The sequence below is a fragment of the Oricola sp. genome, assembly GCF_022763245.1.
Lineage (GTDB): Bacteria > Pseudomonadota > Alphaproteobacteria > Rhizobiales > Rhizobiaceae > Oricola.
In genome coordinates, this window is sequence record NZ_JALEGV010000041.1 from 415,801 (window position 1) to 432,272 (window position 16,472).

The following is a 16,472-nucleotide window of genomic DNA, read 5'->3' on the forward strand; positions in this document are numbered from 1 at the left end:
CGCCTGCCCGCCGATTGCGGAATTGGCCGGGCGACAGCAGGGTACGTGCCATGATCGACAACCCGCTCGCCATCGAAAACCTGCCCCTGGTCAAGCGCGAGGACGCCTGGCGGGCGCAGCTTGCCCGCTTCGGTCTTGAAGCCCGCATCCATGACGACCAGGCGCCGGACGGGCGCATCACATGCCGCGAATCCTCCTCGGGCGCGCGGCTGGCGCGCATCTCCGGCATCGCCCAGTCGATCATGCCTGCCCCGTCGCAGGCCAAGGACGCACCGGTGCTGCTGATGCTCGTCCTTAAGGGGCGGGGCACCTTGCGCGCCGACGAACGCGCCACCGAACTGGCCGACGATACGCTGGCCGTTCTGGGCATGGACATGAACTGGCGTGTCGGCTTCCACGGCGACTTCGACGCGGTCCTGCTGCAGCTTCCGCGCGCGCCGCTCGCCAGCCGTCTCGGCCGCGTCGCCGTCGGCCCGCCGGTCGTGCTGGGCCACACCTTCGCGGCACTCGCCGCGCGGCCCGTCATGCGCATGCTGGCGAGTTCGCTGGACATTCTCGAACAGGCCGATCTGAGCACCGGAGAACTGACGGTGACCGAGTTCGTCGCCAGCGCCCTGCTGGTCGAATCGCGCGCGCCCAACACCGGCATGACCGAGGTGCAGGCGCTGCATTTCCGCCGTGTCGCCGCCGCCATCGACCGCAACCTGTCCGATCCCGATCTGACGCCCGCCGACATCGCCCGCCAGGAGGGCATGTCGGTGCGTTACCTGCAGCGCCTGTTCCAGTTGCGCGACGACAATTTCTCCGCCTATCTGCGCGCCCAGCGGCTGGAGCGGTGCCGCGCCGATCTTGTCGATCCCAACCACGCCCAGGAGAGCATCGCCGCCATCGGCATGCGATGGGGATTTCGCGACCAGGCCTATTTCAGCCGCGCCTTTTCCGCCGCCTACGGCATCAGCCCTAGCGAACTGCGCCGCTCCGCCATCGAGCCCTCGGAAGGCTACGGTCTGCGCGGCCGGCCGGCCGGGCGCGGCTTTGCGCGCGACGGCGCCCGCTCGGTTGCTCCAGCCGCGCTGCAGGCCCCCAGGCCGGATGACACGCCCCAGGCCAGCGACGCTCCGTCAGACAATCATTACCACCTGCCCGCCAGCGCCCATACGGTGCATTGGGGCTTTCTCAGCCGCGCTCTGCCGCCGGCCCTGCGCGTTGCGCCGGGCGCGACCGTCACCATCGAGACGCTGACGCAACATGCCGGCGACGACTGGGAGCGCATGGTCGCTGGCGATCCGGGCGCCGAGAGCGTCTTTGCCTGGACGCCGGAGGGCAAGGGCGTCGACCGGCGCGGCGCCGGGCCGATGAACGCGTCGGTTTTCGGCCGCGGTGCGGGCGAGGGGTTCGGCGTGCATATCTGCACCGGCCCGATCCATGTGCGCGGCGCGGAACCGGGCGACATTCTCGAGGTCGAGTTCCTCGACATCCGTCCCCGCCCGTCGGCCAACCCCGCCTTCGCCGGCAAGGCCTTCGCCTCCAACGCCTCGGCCTGGTGGGGCTACCAGTACAACGACCTGCTGGACCATCCCGAGCGGCGCGAGACGATCACCATCTTCGAGATCGACCTCGACAGGCCGGATGTCGCCCGCCCGCTCTACAACTACCGCTGGACGCCGCAGACTGATCCCTTCGGCGTCGTCCACCGGACGATGGATTATCCCGGCGTTCCCGTGGATCACGCGACGATCGACAGGCAGCGCGACGCGCTGCGCGGCATCGAGATCCCGGAACGCATGCATTTCGGCTTCATCGGCGTGGCGCCGCGCGAGGCCGATGTGGTCGATTCCATTCCGCCCGGCTATTTCGGCGGCAATATCGACAATTGGCGCATCGCCAAGGGCGCGCGCATCTATCTGCCGGTCGCGGTCGAAGGCGCTCTCCTGTCCATCGGCGACGGGCATTTCGCGCAGGGCGACGGCGAGATCAACGGCACCGGGCTGGAGTGCTCGCTCACCGCCGACATCCGCATCCGCCTGCACAAGGCCGACGGCGAGACGCCGGCCTTTCTCGACGGTCTCAGCACCCCGCTGATCGAAACGCCGGACGCCTGGGTGATCCAGAGCTTTTCGTTTCCGAACTATCTGCGCGACCTCGGCAAGAACGCCCAGTCGGAAGTCTATCAGCGCTCGACCGTCGATCTGGCGCTGCGCAGTGCCTTCCGGCTGACCCGCCGTTTCCTGATGGACGCTTACGGTTTGACCGAGGACGAGGCGCTGGCGCTGATGTCGCTGGCGGTCGATTTCGGCATCACCCAGGTCGCCGACGGCAATTTCGGCGTCCATGCGACGATTCGAAAATCGGTCTTCAACGGCGGTCCGCGGTGAGGCCGTTACGTGTCAGGATCTGAGCGCGTAGCGGTCCGGTTCCTCAAAAATATCGATCACCTTTGAGCCGGCGGACAGCCGTGCGCTGTGCTCGACGCCGGAGGGGATGTCATAGCTCTCGCCGGGCTTGTAGACCCGCGTCTGCCCGCCAATCGTGAGTTCGAGCTCGCCCTCCAGCACGGTGCCCCACTGTCCCTTGTGCGAATGCGGCGGCACCGCAATGTCCTTGTGGGCGGAAAAGATCACCATCAGGCCCTGTTCCGAGCGAATGGCATGGGTCGACACGGCGTCTTGCGGCATCGGCAGATCGATGCCGTGAAAGGCGCGAATGAATTCTGGCAGTTGCATCGGTGCTCTCCTCCCGTCGATGGGATCGAACACTATCAAGGAAGCTTACGTTACGACAGTTTTTGATCGCGCCACGTCGGATCCGAAGTCTCTGGACATTTCCCCCGTCTCTCGACCACACTCGCTTCGAAGCATCTTTGGGAGGAGACGCATGCTTGGACTGATGCAGGAGTGGCCGCTCGTCTGCCACAAGATCATCGATTTCGCGGCGAGGCAGCATCCGCATCGCGAGGTCGTCTCGCGCTCGATCGAGGGGCCGATCACCCGCACCACCTATGCCGGCATTCACGCCAATTCGAAGAAGATCGCGCAGCTTCTGACGCGCGAGGGTTACAAGCCGGGCGACCGCATCGCCACGCTTGCGTGGAACACAGGCCGCCATCTGGAGGCCTGGTTCGGCATCATGGGCATGGGCGGCGTCTACCATACGCTCAATCCGCGCCTGTTTCCCGAGCAGATCGCCTGGATCATGAACCACGCGACCGATCGCGCCATTTTCACCGACCTGACATTCATGCCGCTCGTCGAAAAGCTAGCGCCGGCGGTGGAATCGCTGCGCAAGGTCATCGTCATGACCGATGCCGCCCACATGCCCGAGACGGCGCTGACAAATGTCGTCGCGTATGAGGAGTGGCTGAAGGAGGCCGACGGCGATTTCGAGTGGGCCGATGTCGGCGAGGACGCGGCCTGTGGTATGTGCTACACCTCCGGCACGACGGGCGACCCGAAGGGCGTGCTCTATTCGCACCGCTCCAACGTGCTGCACGCGATGATGGCCTGCATGCCCGACGCCATGGGCATCGGCGCGAAAGACGTCATCCTGCCGGTCGTTCCCATGTTCCACGCCAATGCCTGGGGCCTCGGCCAGTCCAGCCCGATGATCGGCGCCAAGATGGTGATGCCGGGCGGCAAGATGGACGGCCAATCCATCTATGAACTGCTCGATACCGAGAAGGTCACCTTCACCGCCGCCGTTCCGACCGTCTGGCTCATGCTGCTGCAATATCTCGAGCTGACCGGCAACAAGCTGCCCTATCTCAACAAGGTCGTCATCGGCGGTGCGGCGTGCCCGCGCGCGATCACCGAGAAATTCGAGAAGGATTACGGCGTCGAGGTGATTCACGCCTGGGGCATGACCGAGATGAGCCCGCTCGGCAGCCTGTGCACGATGAAGCCGGAATATGCCGACCGCACCGGCGACGCGCTGCTCGACATCAAGCAGAAGCAGGGCCCGGCGCCCTTCGGCGTCGAGATGAAGATCACCGACGATGACGACAACGAACTCCCCTGGGACGGCAAGACCTTCGGCAGGCTGAAGGTGCGCGGCCCGGCAGTCGCCTCGTCCTACTACGGCGGCGACGGCGCCGATCATTTCGACAGCCATGGCTGGTTCGACACGGGCGACGTCGCCCATATCGACGAATTCGGCTACATGCAGATCACCGACCGTTCCAAGGACGTCATCAAGTCGGGCGGTGAGTGGATCTCCTCGATCGACCTGGAAAACCTGGCCGTCGGCCATCCCGATGTCGCCGAGGCCGCTGTCATCGGCCTGCCGCACGACAAATGGGGCGAGCGCCCGCTCCTGGTTATCGTCGCCAAGGAGGGCTGTTCGCCCTCGCGTGACGGCGTTCTGGGGTTCATGGACGGCAAGGTCGCGAAATGGTGGATGCCGGACGACGTCGCCTTCGTCGATGAAATTCCCCACACGGCGACCGGCAAGATCAAGAAGACGGCGCTGCGCGAGCAATTCGCCCACTACCGGTTCCCCGGCTAGGGCGGTATGACCGCTCGGGCCTACGGTTTGCGTCCCCGCACATGGCCGGGGCGCAACTGGCCCTGATCGGCAAGCAGCGACCGGATGCGGGCGTTCTCCACCGAGGAGCGCGCCTGGTCGGGGCCGAACTTCTCGACATAGGTCTCGAAAAGCGGCCCCTTCAGCCGCTCGTATTCGTCGCGCGCCAAGTCCCGGAACCAGTCGTTGCGGTCGTCCATGCGGATGTCCTCGAAACCCGCCTCGGCCAGATAGGCCGCTGCGTTTTCGATCGTGTCCATCTCGTAGGTCTCGTCGCCGGTCGTCGCCCAGGCGCGCATTTCGTCGGTGTAAGGCGCCGTGCTGCGGAACCAGTCGCTGATGACGACCTGCCCGCCGGGCCTGATCACCCGGTGCATCTCGCTCAGCACAGCCGACTTGTCCGGGATGTCGACGATGGAATCCTTGCTGTAGGCGATGTCGAAGGCCCCGTCCGCAAAGGGCAGAGGCCCGGGCGCAACGACCCGGAAATCCAGCCGCGTCGAAAGCCCGCAAGCGCGAGCCATCGCATGCGCGGCCGCCACCGACGCCGCATCGATGTCGATGCCGGTGACCCGGTCCGCACCGAGTGTCTCGACCAGCACCCGGTCGTATCCGCCGATCCCGCAACCGAGATCGAGGACAGATGCGCCGGAAAGATCGACGCCTTCGAACATACGGGCCAGTTCCGCTGCGCCGCCGGGCGACATGAACCCTTCGCCCCAGCGAAGCTGCAGGTTCTCGATCAGGCTGTCTGAGTAATAGAGGGCATGCTCGGCAGCACCCGCGCTCATGACCGGCCCCTTCCGTGCGTCGGATAACTGGAAGCCGCCCGCACCGGCTGTTCGCCGCGCGCCTCGGGTTCCGGGTGCTTGCGCGCCGGCGCCGGCCGAATGCGGTCGAGCGAAGCGATGGTGAAGCCCGCCCGGTAGAAGGCGAGGTCGATGGTTACACCTTGGGTGGATGTGTGCCGCATTGCCGTGTTCCTTTCGCTCAATCTGCCCTGACGGAAAGCGTAGCGGTCCACCGGCCTTGACAACAAACGATGTTAATTTCGAAGATGGATTAGAAAAACTAATGTGTCGCCATGCCGAACCGGATGCCCTCGTTCAAGCAGCTGCGCGCCCTTGAGGCGGCGGTGCGGCATCGCAGCTTCAAGCGTGCGGCAAGCGAACTCTTCGTCACGCAGGCGGCGATCAGCCACCAGATCAAGGCGCTGGAAGACACGCTCGGTCTTGCCTTGTTCGTGCGCGGCACCCGCGAGGTGCGCCCGACCGGAGAGGCTGAGTCCTATGCCGAACGGCTGGGAGAGGCCTTCGCGCTGATCGCGGCCGCGACGGCGGAGATCGACCGCAAGCGCATGACGGGCCGGCTTCGCCTGTCGGTCGCGCCGTTTTACGGCAATCGCTGGCTGCTGCCGCGATTGGAGCGTTTCCGCGCGCTCTATCCCGAGCTCGAGATCGAGGCGGCGCTCTCCTTCGATCTCGTGGATTTCGCGGCCTCGTCCGTCGATGCGGCCGTTCGCTTCGGCGCTGGTGACTGGCCGGGCCTGCGCTGCATTCCGATCCATGGCGATTGTGTCGGTCCGGTCTGCGCGCCGAAACTTCTCGCCGGCCGAGCGCCTGACCTCGATCCGGCCGAGATCGCTGCGATGCCGCTCGTCACCGCGACCCAGTGGCATGAGGACTGGCCGACTTGGTTCGAGGCGGTCGGCTTCGCGCCGCCGGCGGACCTGAAGATCACCTCCTACGACAATCGCGCCTTCGCTTTCGATGCGGCGTTGTCGGGCAACGGTGTCTTTCTGGGCGATATCCGCATGACCGCGTCCGACGAGGAGGCGGGGCATCTCGTGCGGCTCCACCCTCTGATGATCGAGCGGCCGCAGGGCATCCATCTCGTCTATCCGGAGACCCGGATACGAGATCCCCGCATTGAGGCGCTGGGCGAATGGATGAAGGCCGAGGCCGCCGCGCTTGCGGTCAGGCCCCGGCCAATCGAAGACAACGCGCCGGAGTGAGGGTCACGGCGCCGCGTGTCAGGCTTTCGTCTCAGTGGCGCCCTGCTTCCTGCGTCGCGTCACCAGAACGAAGAACATCGGCACGAACAGAATGCCGAGGACGGTGGCCGCGATGGTGCCGCCGAGGACGCTGGAGCCGATCGCCGTGCGGCCGCCGGAACCCGCGCCGGACGACAAGACCAGGGGCAACACGCCCAGCGAGAACGCCATCGAGGTCATGATGATCGGGCGGAAGCGCTGGCGCGCGGCCTCGCGCACCGCGTCGAGCAGCGGTTCGCCCGCTTCGAAACGGTCGCGCGCGAACTCGACGATCAGGATCGCGTTCTTGCCGGTCAGGCCGATCACGGTGAGGAGGCCGACCTGGAAGAACACGCCGTTCTGGAAGCCGCCGAGCCATGTCCAGGTCAGCGCGCCGAGAATGCCGATCGGCATCGCCAGCATCACCGCGAAGGGGATGGACCAGCTTTCGTAGAGCGCGGCGAGGCAGAGGAAGACGACGGCGAGCGACAGCGCGTAGAGCAGCGGCGCCTGGTTGCCCGATTCGCGTTCTTCCAGCGACAGGCCCGTCCACGAGACGGCGTAGCCGGGCAACTGGGCGGCGAGCCGCTCGATCTCGGCCATCGCCTCGCCCGTGGTCACGCCGGGCGCCGGGCTGCCTTGAATCTGCATCGCCGCGACACCGTTGTAGCGGTTCAGGCCCTGCGGCCCGAAGGTCCAGCTGCCCTCGGCGAAGTTGGAGAACGGCACGAGGCCGCCGCTGGCGTTGCGCACCCGCCACCGCGTGATGTCAGACGGCGTCGCGCGAGCATCCGGCTCGCCTTGCACGTAGACGCGCTTGATGCGGTCATTGTCCACATAGTCGTTGACGTAGGAGCCGGCCCAGGCGACCGACAGAAGCTGGGCGACGTCGGTGGCCGAGAGCCCCATCGCGCCGGCGGCCCGCCAGTCGATGTCGAGGTGGTACTGCGCTGCGTCCTCCAGGCCGGAAGGCCGCGCCGACGCGATCAGCGGGCTCTGCGCGGCCATGCCGAGCATCTGGTTGCGCGCGGCGAGCAGGTCCTCGTGGCTCTGGCCGTTGCGTGCCTGCAGGTAGAAGTCGAAGCCAGAGACGATGCCGAGTTCGGGCACCGACGGCGGCACGATCGGGAACACCATGGCGTCCTGGATCGCCAGCAGCCGGCCGAAGCCGCGCCCGGCGACGGCCTGCACGCTTTGCGCCGGCGAGGGGCGTTCCTCCCAGTCCTTCATGCGGATGAAGGCGAGGCCCATGTTCTGGCCCTGGCCGGCAAAGGAGAAGCCGACCACCCCGAAGACGGAATCCACGTTCTCGGCTTCGGTCTCCAGGAAGTGGTTCTCGACCTGCTTGACCACCTCCAGCGTGCGTTCGGCGGTTGCGCCGGTCGGGCCCTGCACGAGGGCGAGCAGGATGCCCTGGTCCTCGTCCGGCAGGAAGCCCGTCGGGGTCTGGGTGAAGATCCACGCCATGCCGCCGACCATGGCGAGATAGATGACGCCGACCCGAAAGGGCCGCTTGATGATGCCGCCGACCGTGCCGACATAGCCGCGGCTGATCGCGTCGAAGAAGCGGTTGAACCAGCCGAAAGGGCCGCGCTTGACGTGATGGGCGTCCTTCTTGCGCAGGAGCGTGGCGCAGAGCGCCGGCGTCAGCGTCAGCGCGACGACCACCGACAGCGCCATGGCCGAGACGATGGTGATGGAGAATTGCTGGTAGATGACGCCCGTCGAGCCGCCGAAGAAGGCCATCGGCACGAACACCGCAGACAGCACCAGCGCGATGCCGATCAGCGCGCCCGTGATCTGGCCCATCGACTTGCGGGTCGCCTCCATCGGGCCGAGATCTTCTTCCTCCATGATGCGCTCGACATTCTCGACGACGACGATGGCGTCGTCGACGAGAAGGCCGATCGCCAGCACCATGGCAAGCATCGTCAGCGTGTTGATGGAGAAGCCCGCCAGCGCGAGGATGCCGAAGGTGCCAAGCAGCACGACCGGAACGGCCAGCGTCGGGATCAGCGTCGCGCGGATGTTCTGCAGGAACAGGAGCATGACGAGGAAGACGAGCACGATCGCCTCGATCAGCGTCTTGATGACCTCCTCGATGGAGATCTTCACGAAGGGCGTCGTGTCATAGGGGATGACGTAGGAGACGCCTTCCGGGAAGAAGGCTGAATATTCCTCGATCTTGTCGCGAACGAGTTCCGAGGTTTCCAGCGCGTTGGCCCCGGCGGCCAGGCGGATCGCCATGCCGGAGGAGGGCTTGCCGTTGTAACGGGCGATCGTGGAATAGTCCTGCGCGCCGACCTCGACACGGGCCACGTCCTTGAGCAGCACCAGGCCGCCGTCGGTTTCCGCACGCAGCACGATCTGCTCGAAATCCTCCGGCGTCGACAGAAGCGACTGCGCGGTGATGGTGGCGTTGAGCTGCTGTCCGGCGACGGCCGGCAGCGTGCCGAAGGCGCCGGCCGAAATCTGCGCGTTCTCGGAGGCGACCGCGCCGACGACGTCAGACGGCGTCAGCTCGAAGGCGGCCAGCTTCGACGGGTCGAGCCAGATCCGCATGGCGTATTTGGAGCCGAAGACCTGCACCTCGCCGACGCCTTCAAGCCGGCTGAACTCGTCGACCAGCGTGGTGTTGAGATAGTCCGACAGGTCCACCTGGCTCAGCGCGCCGTCGTCGGAGATCAGGCCGATCACCATCAGGAAGCTGGCGGAGGATTTCTGCACGGTGACGCCCTGCCGCTGCACGATCTCCGGCAGTTGCGGGGTGGCCTGGGCCAGCTTGTTCTGCACCTGCACCTGGGCGATGTCGGGATCGGTCCCGGTCTCGAAGGTCAGCGTGATGGAGGCGGTGCCCGACGAGGTCGAACTGGATGAGAAATAGCGCAATCCGTCGAGGCCGGTCAGCCGCTGCTCGATGATCTGGGTCACCGTGTTGGCGACCGTCTCGGCCGAGGCGCCGGGATAGGCGGCGCGCACGCTGATCGTCGGCGGCGCGATCTCGGGATATTGCGAGACCGGCAGGGTCAGGATCGACAGGACGCCGGCCCCCATGATGATGATCGAGATCACCCAGGCGAAGATCGGCCGGTCGATGAAGAAGCGTGCCATTGCGGCCTCCGCTGAAAGGAAATCGGTTCTGGCTGGCGGACTACTGGCGTTCCTGCGGGGCCACCTTCGCGCCGGGCGCGATCTTCTGGAAGCCGGCGACAATCATGCGGTCGCCGTCCTGCAGGCCCTGCGAGACGATCCAGTAGGCGTCGCGGTCGCCGATGACGGTCAGCGGGCGCACTTCGACCACGCCTTCCGCATTCACGACCATGGCGGTCGCGCCGCCATTGCGGTCACGCGTGACGCCTTCCTGCGGCGCCAGCACCGCGCCAGCCACGACGGCCTGCGGCACTTCCACCTGCACATACATGCCGGGCAGCAGCAACTCGTCCGGGTTGGGGAACTGCATGCGCACCGTCACCACGCCGGTCTGTTCGTCCACGTTCGGCTCCGTCGCCGTGAACTGGCCCAGATGCTCGTATCGGGTCCGGTCAGCCAGGGTCAGCGCGACGTCGCTCTGCGACGCCCGGCCGGCATCCGCGCCGCCCTCGCGGCGCCAGGCGATGATCTCGGCGGCCGACTGCATCACGTCCACATAAACCGGATCGAGCTTGCGGATCACGGCAAGCGCGCTCGCCTGTCCGGCGGTCACGAGTGCGCCCTGCGTCGTCAGCGTGCGGCCGATCGTGCCGGAAAGCTGGGCGCGGATCGTGGTGCGCTCCAGGTCGATTCCGGCGGCCAGTTCCTGCGCCTTGGCCACCTGCAATGCCGCTGCCGCGGCGTCGCGGGCGGTCAGCGCGTTGTCGACCGTCTGCTCGCTGGCGACGCTCTTGGCCTGCAGGGCCTGCAGTCGCTTCAGTTCGCGCTCGCCGGAATCGAGGTTCACCTGCGCCTGCGCGACGGCGGCGCGGGCGGCTGCAACCTGCGCCTCGTAGGTCGCGGGGTCGATGCGGTAGAGAACGTCGCCCTCCTCGACGCGCGAGCCTTCCTGGAACAGGCGCTCGACGATGATGCCGTTGACCTGCGGCCGCACCTCGGCCACGCCCGACGCGACGATGCGGCCCGGCAGCTTGGAGGTGATGGTGACGTCTTCCTGCTTGACCGTCACGACGGTCACGGGCGTCGGCGGGCGCTCGCCTTGCGGCGGCATCTGCGCGAGGGCCGACGTCACGGGCGACGCGGCTGCCAAAAGGCAGGCGAAGAGTGCGGTGCGCACGGGCTTCATGCGGAGCTCCTGGAAATTGGATGTGCGAGGGGCAGGAACACGCCCTTCGGCTAATTTGAAAACCGGTTGGTTTTATAATATCTGTTTCGCACTGCGTGCAAGTGTTTTGCTGCAGATGCGAAGGGAGGTGGCTTTGCCATGGGTTTCAAAGGGTGCAGCACCGTCGCGCGCGGCCCGGGCCGGCCGCCGCTGCTCGATGCAGAGGCGCGCGAGACGCGCATACTCGACGCGGCGCAGCAAGTCATTCTGAGGCGCGGCCTCGCGGGCGCGTCCATGTCCGCGATCGCACGCGAGGCCGGCATGTCGAAACGTACGCTTTACGACGTGTTCGACAATCGCGCCGCCCTGTTCTCGGCCATCATCCAGCGCATCCGCAACGCCGTCACGCGTCCGCTGACCGAGGAAGAGACGGCGTTGCCGCTGGCAGATCGCCTGCGTCTTCTGCTGTCGCCGAGTTGCGACGAACTTCCGGGCCACATTCCGACCGCCATATTGCGCGCCGTCGTCGCCGAAGCCGAGCGCCAGCCGGATCTGGCGCGCGAATTCCTGCAGGAAGGCCCGCACGCGGTGCGTGCCCTGATCCGCGCCGAGCTTGACCGGTCCGTCGCGCGCGGCGAGCTGATGATCGACGACACGGCGGCGGCGGCCAGCCTGCTCGCCGACATGGCCCATGAAAACGTCATCGGCCACCTCGTCCAGCCGCGACACGGCGACACCGTGGAGGCGGCCTTCCACCGCCGGCTCGATCTCGCCATCCGCGTCTTCGAACGCGGCATTGCCGGCCAGGTGTGAGCGGGTTTGACTCAAACGCCGTCCGCAAGTTCGAGCGGCAGATCCACCGGCGGCAATTCGTTCTCGAAACGCGCCTCGCACCAGGCGACCAGTCGCTGGCGATAATTTTCGCGCCAACCCATTTGAGGCGTGGAGCAGAACCAGCTTCGGCGCAGGTCCCAGCGGCGGCTCATGTCGGCGATCACATCCGGATGCGAATTCGTCATCAGGCCGGCGGTCGGATAGACGGTGATTTCGCCGCCATGCAGCCGGCCGTCGATGACGAAGAAATCGACGCGCACATAGTCGCGGCCCCGCGCGAGCGTCCGCGCCGCGGCCAGCGCCTGCGGATAGCAGTCCGGCAGCCGGTAGTCGGGCGGCAGCCTGCGCTCGGGCCTAATCCGCGCCATAGAATTGCGCACGGCGAGCCGGCGCCCGTCTGCATCGAACAGCGCCGACTTGCTCGTCGGCGTGTTCTCCTCGCGATAGACGACCGTGAAATAGACCTCGCCGCCGATCATGTGGATCTTGAGTTCGTCCAGCGCCCTCCGGTCGGGCGCAAGCATCCGCTCGGCATAGATCCGCCGGTCGACAGAGCGATAGGCCCATTCGCTGTTCTTCGTGCCGAAGGGCTTGGCCATCCATCGCCGCGCCTCGGCCTCGAAGGCAGCGCGGTCGGGCGCCTCGCCGGCGAACCAGTTGCGCCGACTGCCGGCGTTGCATTTCACCACGATGCCGGGGCCGAACAGGTCGTCGGGCAGGTCGCGCGGATCCGTCCCCGTCCACAGCGTCGGCGCGGTCGCGATCGGCGGGTCGAGCGCGGCGAAGATCGATTTGGTCTCCAGCTTGTCGCAGAACCGCGCGAAAGCCGGGTCGTGGTCGAACACCCGCCGCCAGAGCATCTTCTCGTGATACGTGGTCGGAAACGCGATGTTCGGCAGGTAGCGCAGATGCTTGCGGAACGTGCGCACGGCGCGCGCATGCGCAACGTGGCCCCACAGATTGATCCAGCGCGACTGCGCGTCGAAAGGTGGCCGCCTGTCGGGCGGAAAGATAGGCGGTGGCATCGTGTCCCCCAAACGGATGCGCGGCGGACCATAGTCACGGCGGCCGCGATGTCCATGCCGGCCGCCGCGCGATTTGGCATTTCCCCCTGAAAATCCTATATATTTCAGACATTCCCAGCGCTTGATTCGGACGGCCGCCGCCGTCTGCGCCACGCGCCCTGCAGTGAACGGACTCTTATGAGCGAAACGCCTGAAATCCCTGAAGAAATTCCCGCCGGCAGTGCCGAGTACGGCGCCGGTTCGATCAAGGTCCTGAAGGGGCTCGACGCGGTGCGCAAGCGTCCGGGCATGTATATCGGCGACACCGATGACGGCTCCGGCCTGCATCACATGGTCTACGAGGTTGTGGACAACGCCATCGATGAGGCGCTCGCCGGCCATGCGGACCTGGTGACGGTGAAGCTCAATGCCGACGGTTCGGTGACGGTGACCGACAACGGTCGCGGCATTCCGGTCGACCTGCATCCGGAAGAAGGCGTGTCGGCCGCCGAGGTCATCATGACCCAGCTTCATGCGGGCGGAAAGTTCGACCAGAACTCCTACAAGGTCTCCGGCGGCCTGCACGGCGTCGGCGTCTCGGTGGTCAACGCGCTGTCGGTTTCGCTCAAGCTGAAGATCGGCCGCAAGGGCAAGTTCCACGAGATGAGCTTCACCCACGGCGTCGCCGACGCGCCGCTCGCCGTCACGGGTGACGCGGGTGATTACACCGGAACGGAGGTCACCTTCCTGCCGTCGTCGGAAACCTTCACCATGACGGAGTTCAGCTTCGACACGCTGGAGCACCGGCTGCGCGAACTGGCCTTCCTCAATTCCGGCGTCCACATCAAGCTGACCGACGAGCGCCACGCGGACCGGCGCGAGACCGAGATGGTCTATGAGGGCGGGCTGATCGAATTCGTGCGCTATCTCGACCGCGCCAAGAAGCCGCTGATCGACATGCCGGTCTACATCACCGGCGAGAAGGACGGCATCACGGTGGAAGTGGCGCTGTGGTGGAACGACTCGTACCACGAGAACGTGCTCTGCTTCACCAACAACATCCCGCAGCGCGACGGCGGCACCCACATGGCCGGTTTCCGCGGCGCGCTGACCCGCCAGGTCACCGGCTATGCCGAGCGCTCCGGCCTGACCAAGAAGGAAAAGGTCTCGCTGACCGGCGACGATTGCCGCGAGGGGTTGACCTGCGTGCTTTCCGTCAAGGTGCCCGACCCGAAATTCTCCTCCCAGACCAAGGACAAGCTGGTCTCGTCGGAAGTCCGTCCAGTGGTCGAGAGCCTCGTCAACGAGCATCTGGCCGAATGGCTGGAAGAGCATCCGGGCGAAGCCAAGACCCTGGTCGGCAAGGTCGTCGAGGCCGCCGCTGCGCGCGAGGCGGCCCGCAAGGCCCGCGAACTGACACGCCGCAAGGGCGTGCTCGACATCACCTCGCTGCCCGGCAAGCTCGCCGACTGCCAGGAAAAGGACCCGGCCAAATCCGAGATCTTCATCGTCGAGGGTGATTCCGCCGGCGGCTCCGCCAAGGGCGGCCGCAGCCGAAAGAACCAGGCGATCCTGCCGCTGCGCGGCAAGATCCTCAATGTCGAGCGCGCCCGCTTCGACCGCATGCTCTCGTCCGACCAAGTCGGCACGCTGATCACCGCGCTCGGCACCGGCATCGGCAAGGACGAGTTCGACGCCGACAAGGCGCGCTACCACAAGATCATCATCATGACGGACGCCGACGTCGACGGCGCCCACATCCGCACCCTGCTTCTGACCTTCTTCTTCAGGCAGATGCCGGAACTGATCGAGCGCGGTTACCTCTACATCGCCCAGCCGCCGCTCTACAAAGTGACACGCGGCAAGCAGAGCCAGTATCTCAAGGACGAGAAGGCGATGGAGGATTACCTCATCGACTTGTCGCTGGACGACACGGCGCTGGAGCTGACATCCGGTGAAGTGCGCGCCCGCCAGGACCTGCGCACCGTCATCGAGACCGCGCTCTACATGCGCTCCATCCTCAATGGGCTGCACACGCGCTACGACCGCTCCGTGGTCGAGCAGGCGACGATCGCCGGCGCGATGGATGTCGCCGTGCTGGCCGATCCCGGCCGGGCCGATCCGATGGCGCAGCGCGTCGCCGAGCGGCTCGACATGATCGCCGAGGAGACCGAGCGCGGATGGACCGGCCGGGTTAACCCGTCCAACGAGCCGGGTGCCGGCGGCTACATCTTCGAGCGCACGGTGCGCGGTGTGAAGGAAGCGGTGATCCTCGACGCGGCGCTGATCGGCTCGGCCGACGCCCGCGCCCTGCACGCGCTGACGGGCCGCATGGCCGAGGTCTATGGCGAACCGCCGGTTCTGCGCCGCAAGGAAGTGGGCGACCGCGTCTCCGGCCCGATGCAGCTCATCGACCTCGTCTTCGCCTTCGGCCGCAAGGGGCTCACCGTCCAGCGCTACAAGGGTCTGGGCGAGATGGACGCCGAGCAGCTGTGGGAAACGACGCTCGACCCGGAGGCCCGCTCGCTGCTGCAGGTCAAGGTCCACGACGCAACCGACGCGGACTCGCTCTTCTCGCAGCTCATGGGCGACGAGGTGGAGCCCCGCAAGAACTTCATCCAGGACAACGCCCTCAACGTGGCCAACCTGGACTTCTAGGGGCGAGGCCACTCGCCCCTTTCCTCGCTCTCGCGACTGCAGCGGGTCGGCCGTGACCTGTCATGCGCCACCCGCCAGTCCGGCGGGTGACAGATCTAGCGGCTTAACCGGCCTGGCCTTCGAGAAGGCGCCGGTGCGCCTCGATTTCCTCATGAGTGGCCCGTGCCGCAGGCGTGTCCGCGCCGACGGCGACGAGCACGGCGACTTCGCCGACGATGGCGAAATGGGGCGCGAGATCGCAGAAGACCATCCACCTCGAAGGCCCTTCGGGCGCGTCCGCTTGCCCCGCGTCAGGCCGCAGATCGACCATGGCGTTTTGGAACCCGGCGATCCTTAAGAGAAGATCGAGCGCGACAGCGGTGCGAACGACCATGTCCGCGTCCGCGATCCCGCCCTTCTCGACCGCGCGGGCGATCTGCTCCGCCTTGGCGGTGGCGAAGCGGTTGCCCTTGTCCGTGACGGTTCCCAAGAGCTGTCGGATTGCAGCGTCATAGTCGGCGTCCTCGACCACGCGCAGGTTCGGCCATGCAGCGATCCACGCCGCCAATGTCGCGTCGAGCGGACCGGCTTTCCAGAGCGCCCGGAACCGGTCATCCAGCGCATCAAGCGCTGCGGCGCGGCCGCCCGCAAAACCGGTCTGGCGGGCGGCTTCATCGGGGTTTCCGGCAAGCCATGCGCGCAGATCCTCGATGATGGCCAGATTGCCGTCCGCACCGACCGCGCGCAGGCCCGCGGCGACATTCGACAGGCATTCGCTCAACTCGCCGCGACGGTTGGCGACGAACTGGCTGTGTCCGCCATTTTCCACTTGGCCGACATAGTCGAACACGCAATTGACCTGCAGGGCCTCAGGCGGGATGGCGTCCCAGCCGCGTCCGGCTCGTTCGGCCGCGTGTTCGGCGAAACGGGCGACCGCCTCGACCAGATAGTATTCGCCATATGCATTCGGAACCGGCGCGGCGTCCGAACGGCGCACGATGACCGGCATCGACGAACCCCGCGGCGGCTCCTCACCCCTACCGGGCGGCGCGCTGCCGCCGGAATTCGATCTGCGTCCGAATGATGGAGGCATGCTGGCCACTCCGGGTTCTCGAGTGCCGGCAGTGTGAAGCGATCAGGCTACGATTGGGTAAAGGGCGCAGGGGCTCGGGCCGGCGATACAGTGCGCACG

Annotated in this window: 12 protein-coding genes; 5 read left to right on the forward strand and 7 right to left on the reverse strand. The window is 66.5% G+C overall.

Going from position 1 to position 16,472, the window contains the following annotated elements; all coding sequences use genetic code 11:
- Window positions 1-50: 50 nt before the first annotated feature.
- Window positions 51-2,375 carry an acetamidase/formamidase family protein gene (locus tag MRY80_RS22690; RefSeq protein WP_293293521.1) on the forward strand — a complete coding sequence of 775 codons (2,325 nt, stop codon included), beginning with the start codon at window positions 51-53 and terminating at the stop codon, window positions 2,373-2,375.
- Window positions 2,376-2,387: 12 nt separating this feature from the next.
- Here the strand turns inward: MRY80_RS22690 and MRY80_RS22695 are convergent, their stop codons facing one another.
- On the reverse strand, window positions 2,388-2,723 hold the full coding sequence (locus tag MRY80_RS22695; protein WP_293293522.1) for a cupin domain-containing protein: 336 nt from the start codon (window positions 2,721-2,723) through the stop codon (window positions 2,388-2,390).
- 151 nt (window positions 2,724-2,874) lie between these two features.
- On the opposite strand from MRY80_RS22695, the gene MRY80_RS22700 reads away from it, so the two are divergent.
- Window positions 2,875-4,500 (forward strand): long-chain-fatty-acid--CoA ligase, encoded by a 1,626-nt coding sequence (locus tag MRY80_RS22700; protein WP_293293523.1) that lies wholly within the window; start codon window positions 2,875-2,877, stop codon window positions 4,498-4,500.
- A gap of 20 nt (window positions 4,501-4,520) precedes the next feature.
- Here the strand turns inward: MRY80_RS22700 and MRY80_RS22705 are convergent, their stop codons facing one another.
- Together MRY80_RS22705 and MRY80_RS22710 are read right to left on the reverse strand one after the other, a co-directional pair.
- Complete coding sequence (locus MRY80_RS22705; RefSeq protein WP_293293524.1) at window positions 4,521-5,309, reverse strand: methyltransferase domain-containing protein; 789 nt, start codon at window positions 5,307-5,309, stop codon at window positions 4,521-4,523.
- On the reverse strand, window positions 5,306-5,491 hold the full coding sequence (locus MRY80_RS22710; RefSeq protein ID WP_293293525.1) for a hypothetical protein: 186 nt from the start codon (window positions 5,489-5,491) through the stop codon (window positions 5,306-5,308). Before MRY80_RS22710 ends, MRY80_RS22705 begins: the two co-directional genes overlap by 4 nt.
- A 111-nt stretch (window positions 5,492-5,602) precedes the next feature.
- Between MRY80_RS22710 and MRY80_RS22715 the strand changes: the two genes are divergently transcribed.
- Window positions 5,603-6,532 (forward strand): LysR substrate-binding domain-containing protein, encoded by a 930-nt coding sequence (locus MRY80_RS22715; protein WP_293293526.1) that lies wholly within the window; start codon window positions 5,603-5,605, stop codon window positions 6,530-6,532.
- 18 nt (window positions 6,533-6,550) lie between these two features.
- Here the strand turns inward: MRY80_RS22715 and MRY80_RS22720 are convergent, their stop codons facing one another.
- The gene (locus MRY80_RS22720; RefSeq protein ID WP_293293527.1) at window positions 6,551-9,661 is read right to left on the reverse strand and encodes an efflux RND transporter permease subunit; all 3,111 of its coding nucleotides are present in this window, start codon (window positions 9,659-9,661) and stop codon (window positions 6,551-6,553) included.
- A 40-nt stretch (window positions 9,662-9,701) separates the two neighbouring features.
- Window positions 9,702-10,826, reverse strand: coding sequence for an efflux RND transporter periplasmic adaptor subunit (locus MRY80_RS22725; RefSeq protein WP_293293528.1), 1,125 nt, complete (start codon window positions 10,824-10,826; stop codon window positions 9,702-9,704).
- A gap of 138 nt (window positions 10,827-10,964) precedes the next feature.
- On the opposite strand from MRY80_RS22725, the gene MRY80_RS22730 reads away from it, so the two are divergent.
- The gene (locus MRY80_RS22730; protein ID WP_293293529.1) at window positions 10,965-11,618 is read left to right on the forward strand and encodes a TetR/AcrR family transcriptional regulator; all 654 of its coding nucleotides are present in this window, start codon (window positions 10,965-10,967) and stop codon (window positions 11,616-11,618) included.
- An 11-nt stretch (window positions 11,619-11,629) separates the two neighbouring features.
- Here the strand turns inward: MRY80_RS22730 and MRY80_RS22735 are convergent, their stop codons facing one another.
- Window positions 11,630-12,664 (reverse strand): ATP-grasp fold amidoligase family protein, encoded by a 1,035-nt coding sequence (locus MRY80_RS22735; RefSeq protein ID WP_293293530.1) that lies wholly within the window; start codon window positions 12,662-12,664, stop codon window positions 11,630-11,632.
- Window positions 12,665-12,841: 177 nt separating this feature from the next.
- Between MRY80_RS22735 and gyrB the strand changes: the two genes are divergently transcribed.
- Entirely contained in the window at window positions 12,842-15,301 is a 2,460-nt protein-coding gene (gene gyrB / locus MRY80_RS22740) for a DNA topoisomerase (ATP-hydrolyzing) subunit B (protein ID WP_293293531.1), read from the forward strand.
- 103 nt (window positions 15,302-15,404) lie between these two features.
- Here gyrB and MRY80_RS22745 read toward each other — a convergent pair whose 3' ends face one another.
- Window positions 15,405-16,289, reverse strand: a complete 885-nt coding sequence (locus MRY80_RS22745) for a DUF4375 domain-containing protein (protein WP_293293532.1) — start codon at window positions 16,287-16,289, stop codon at window positions 15,405-15,407.
- Between the last annotated feature and the right edge of the window lie 183 nt (window positions 16,290-16,472).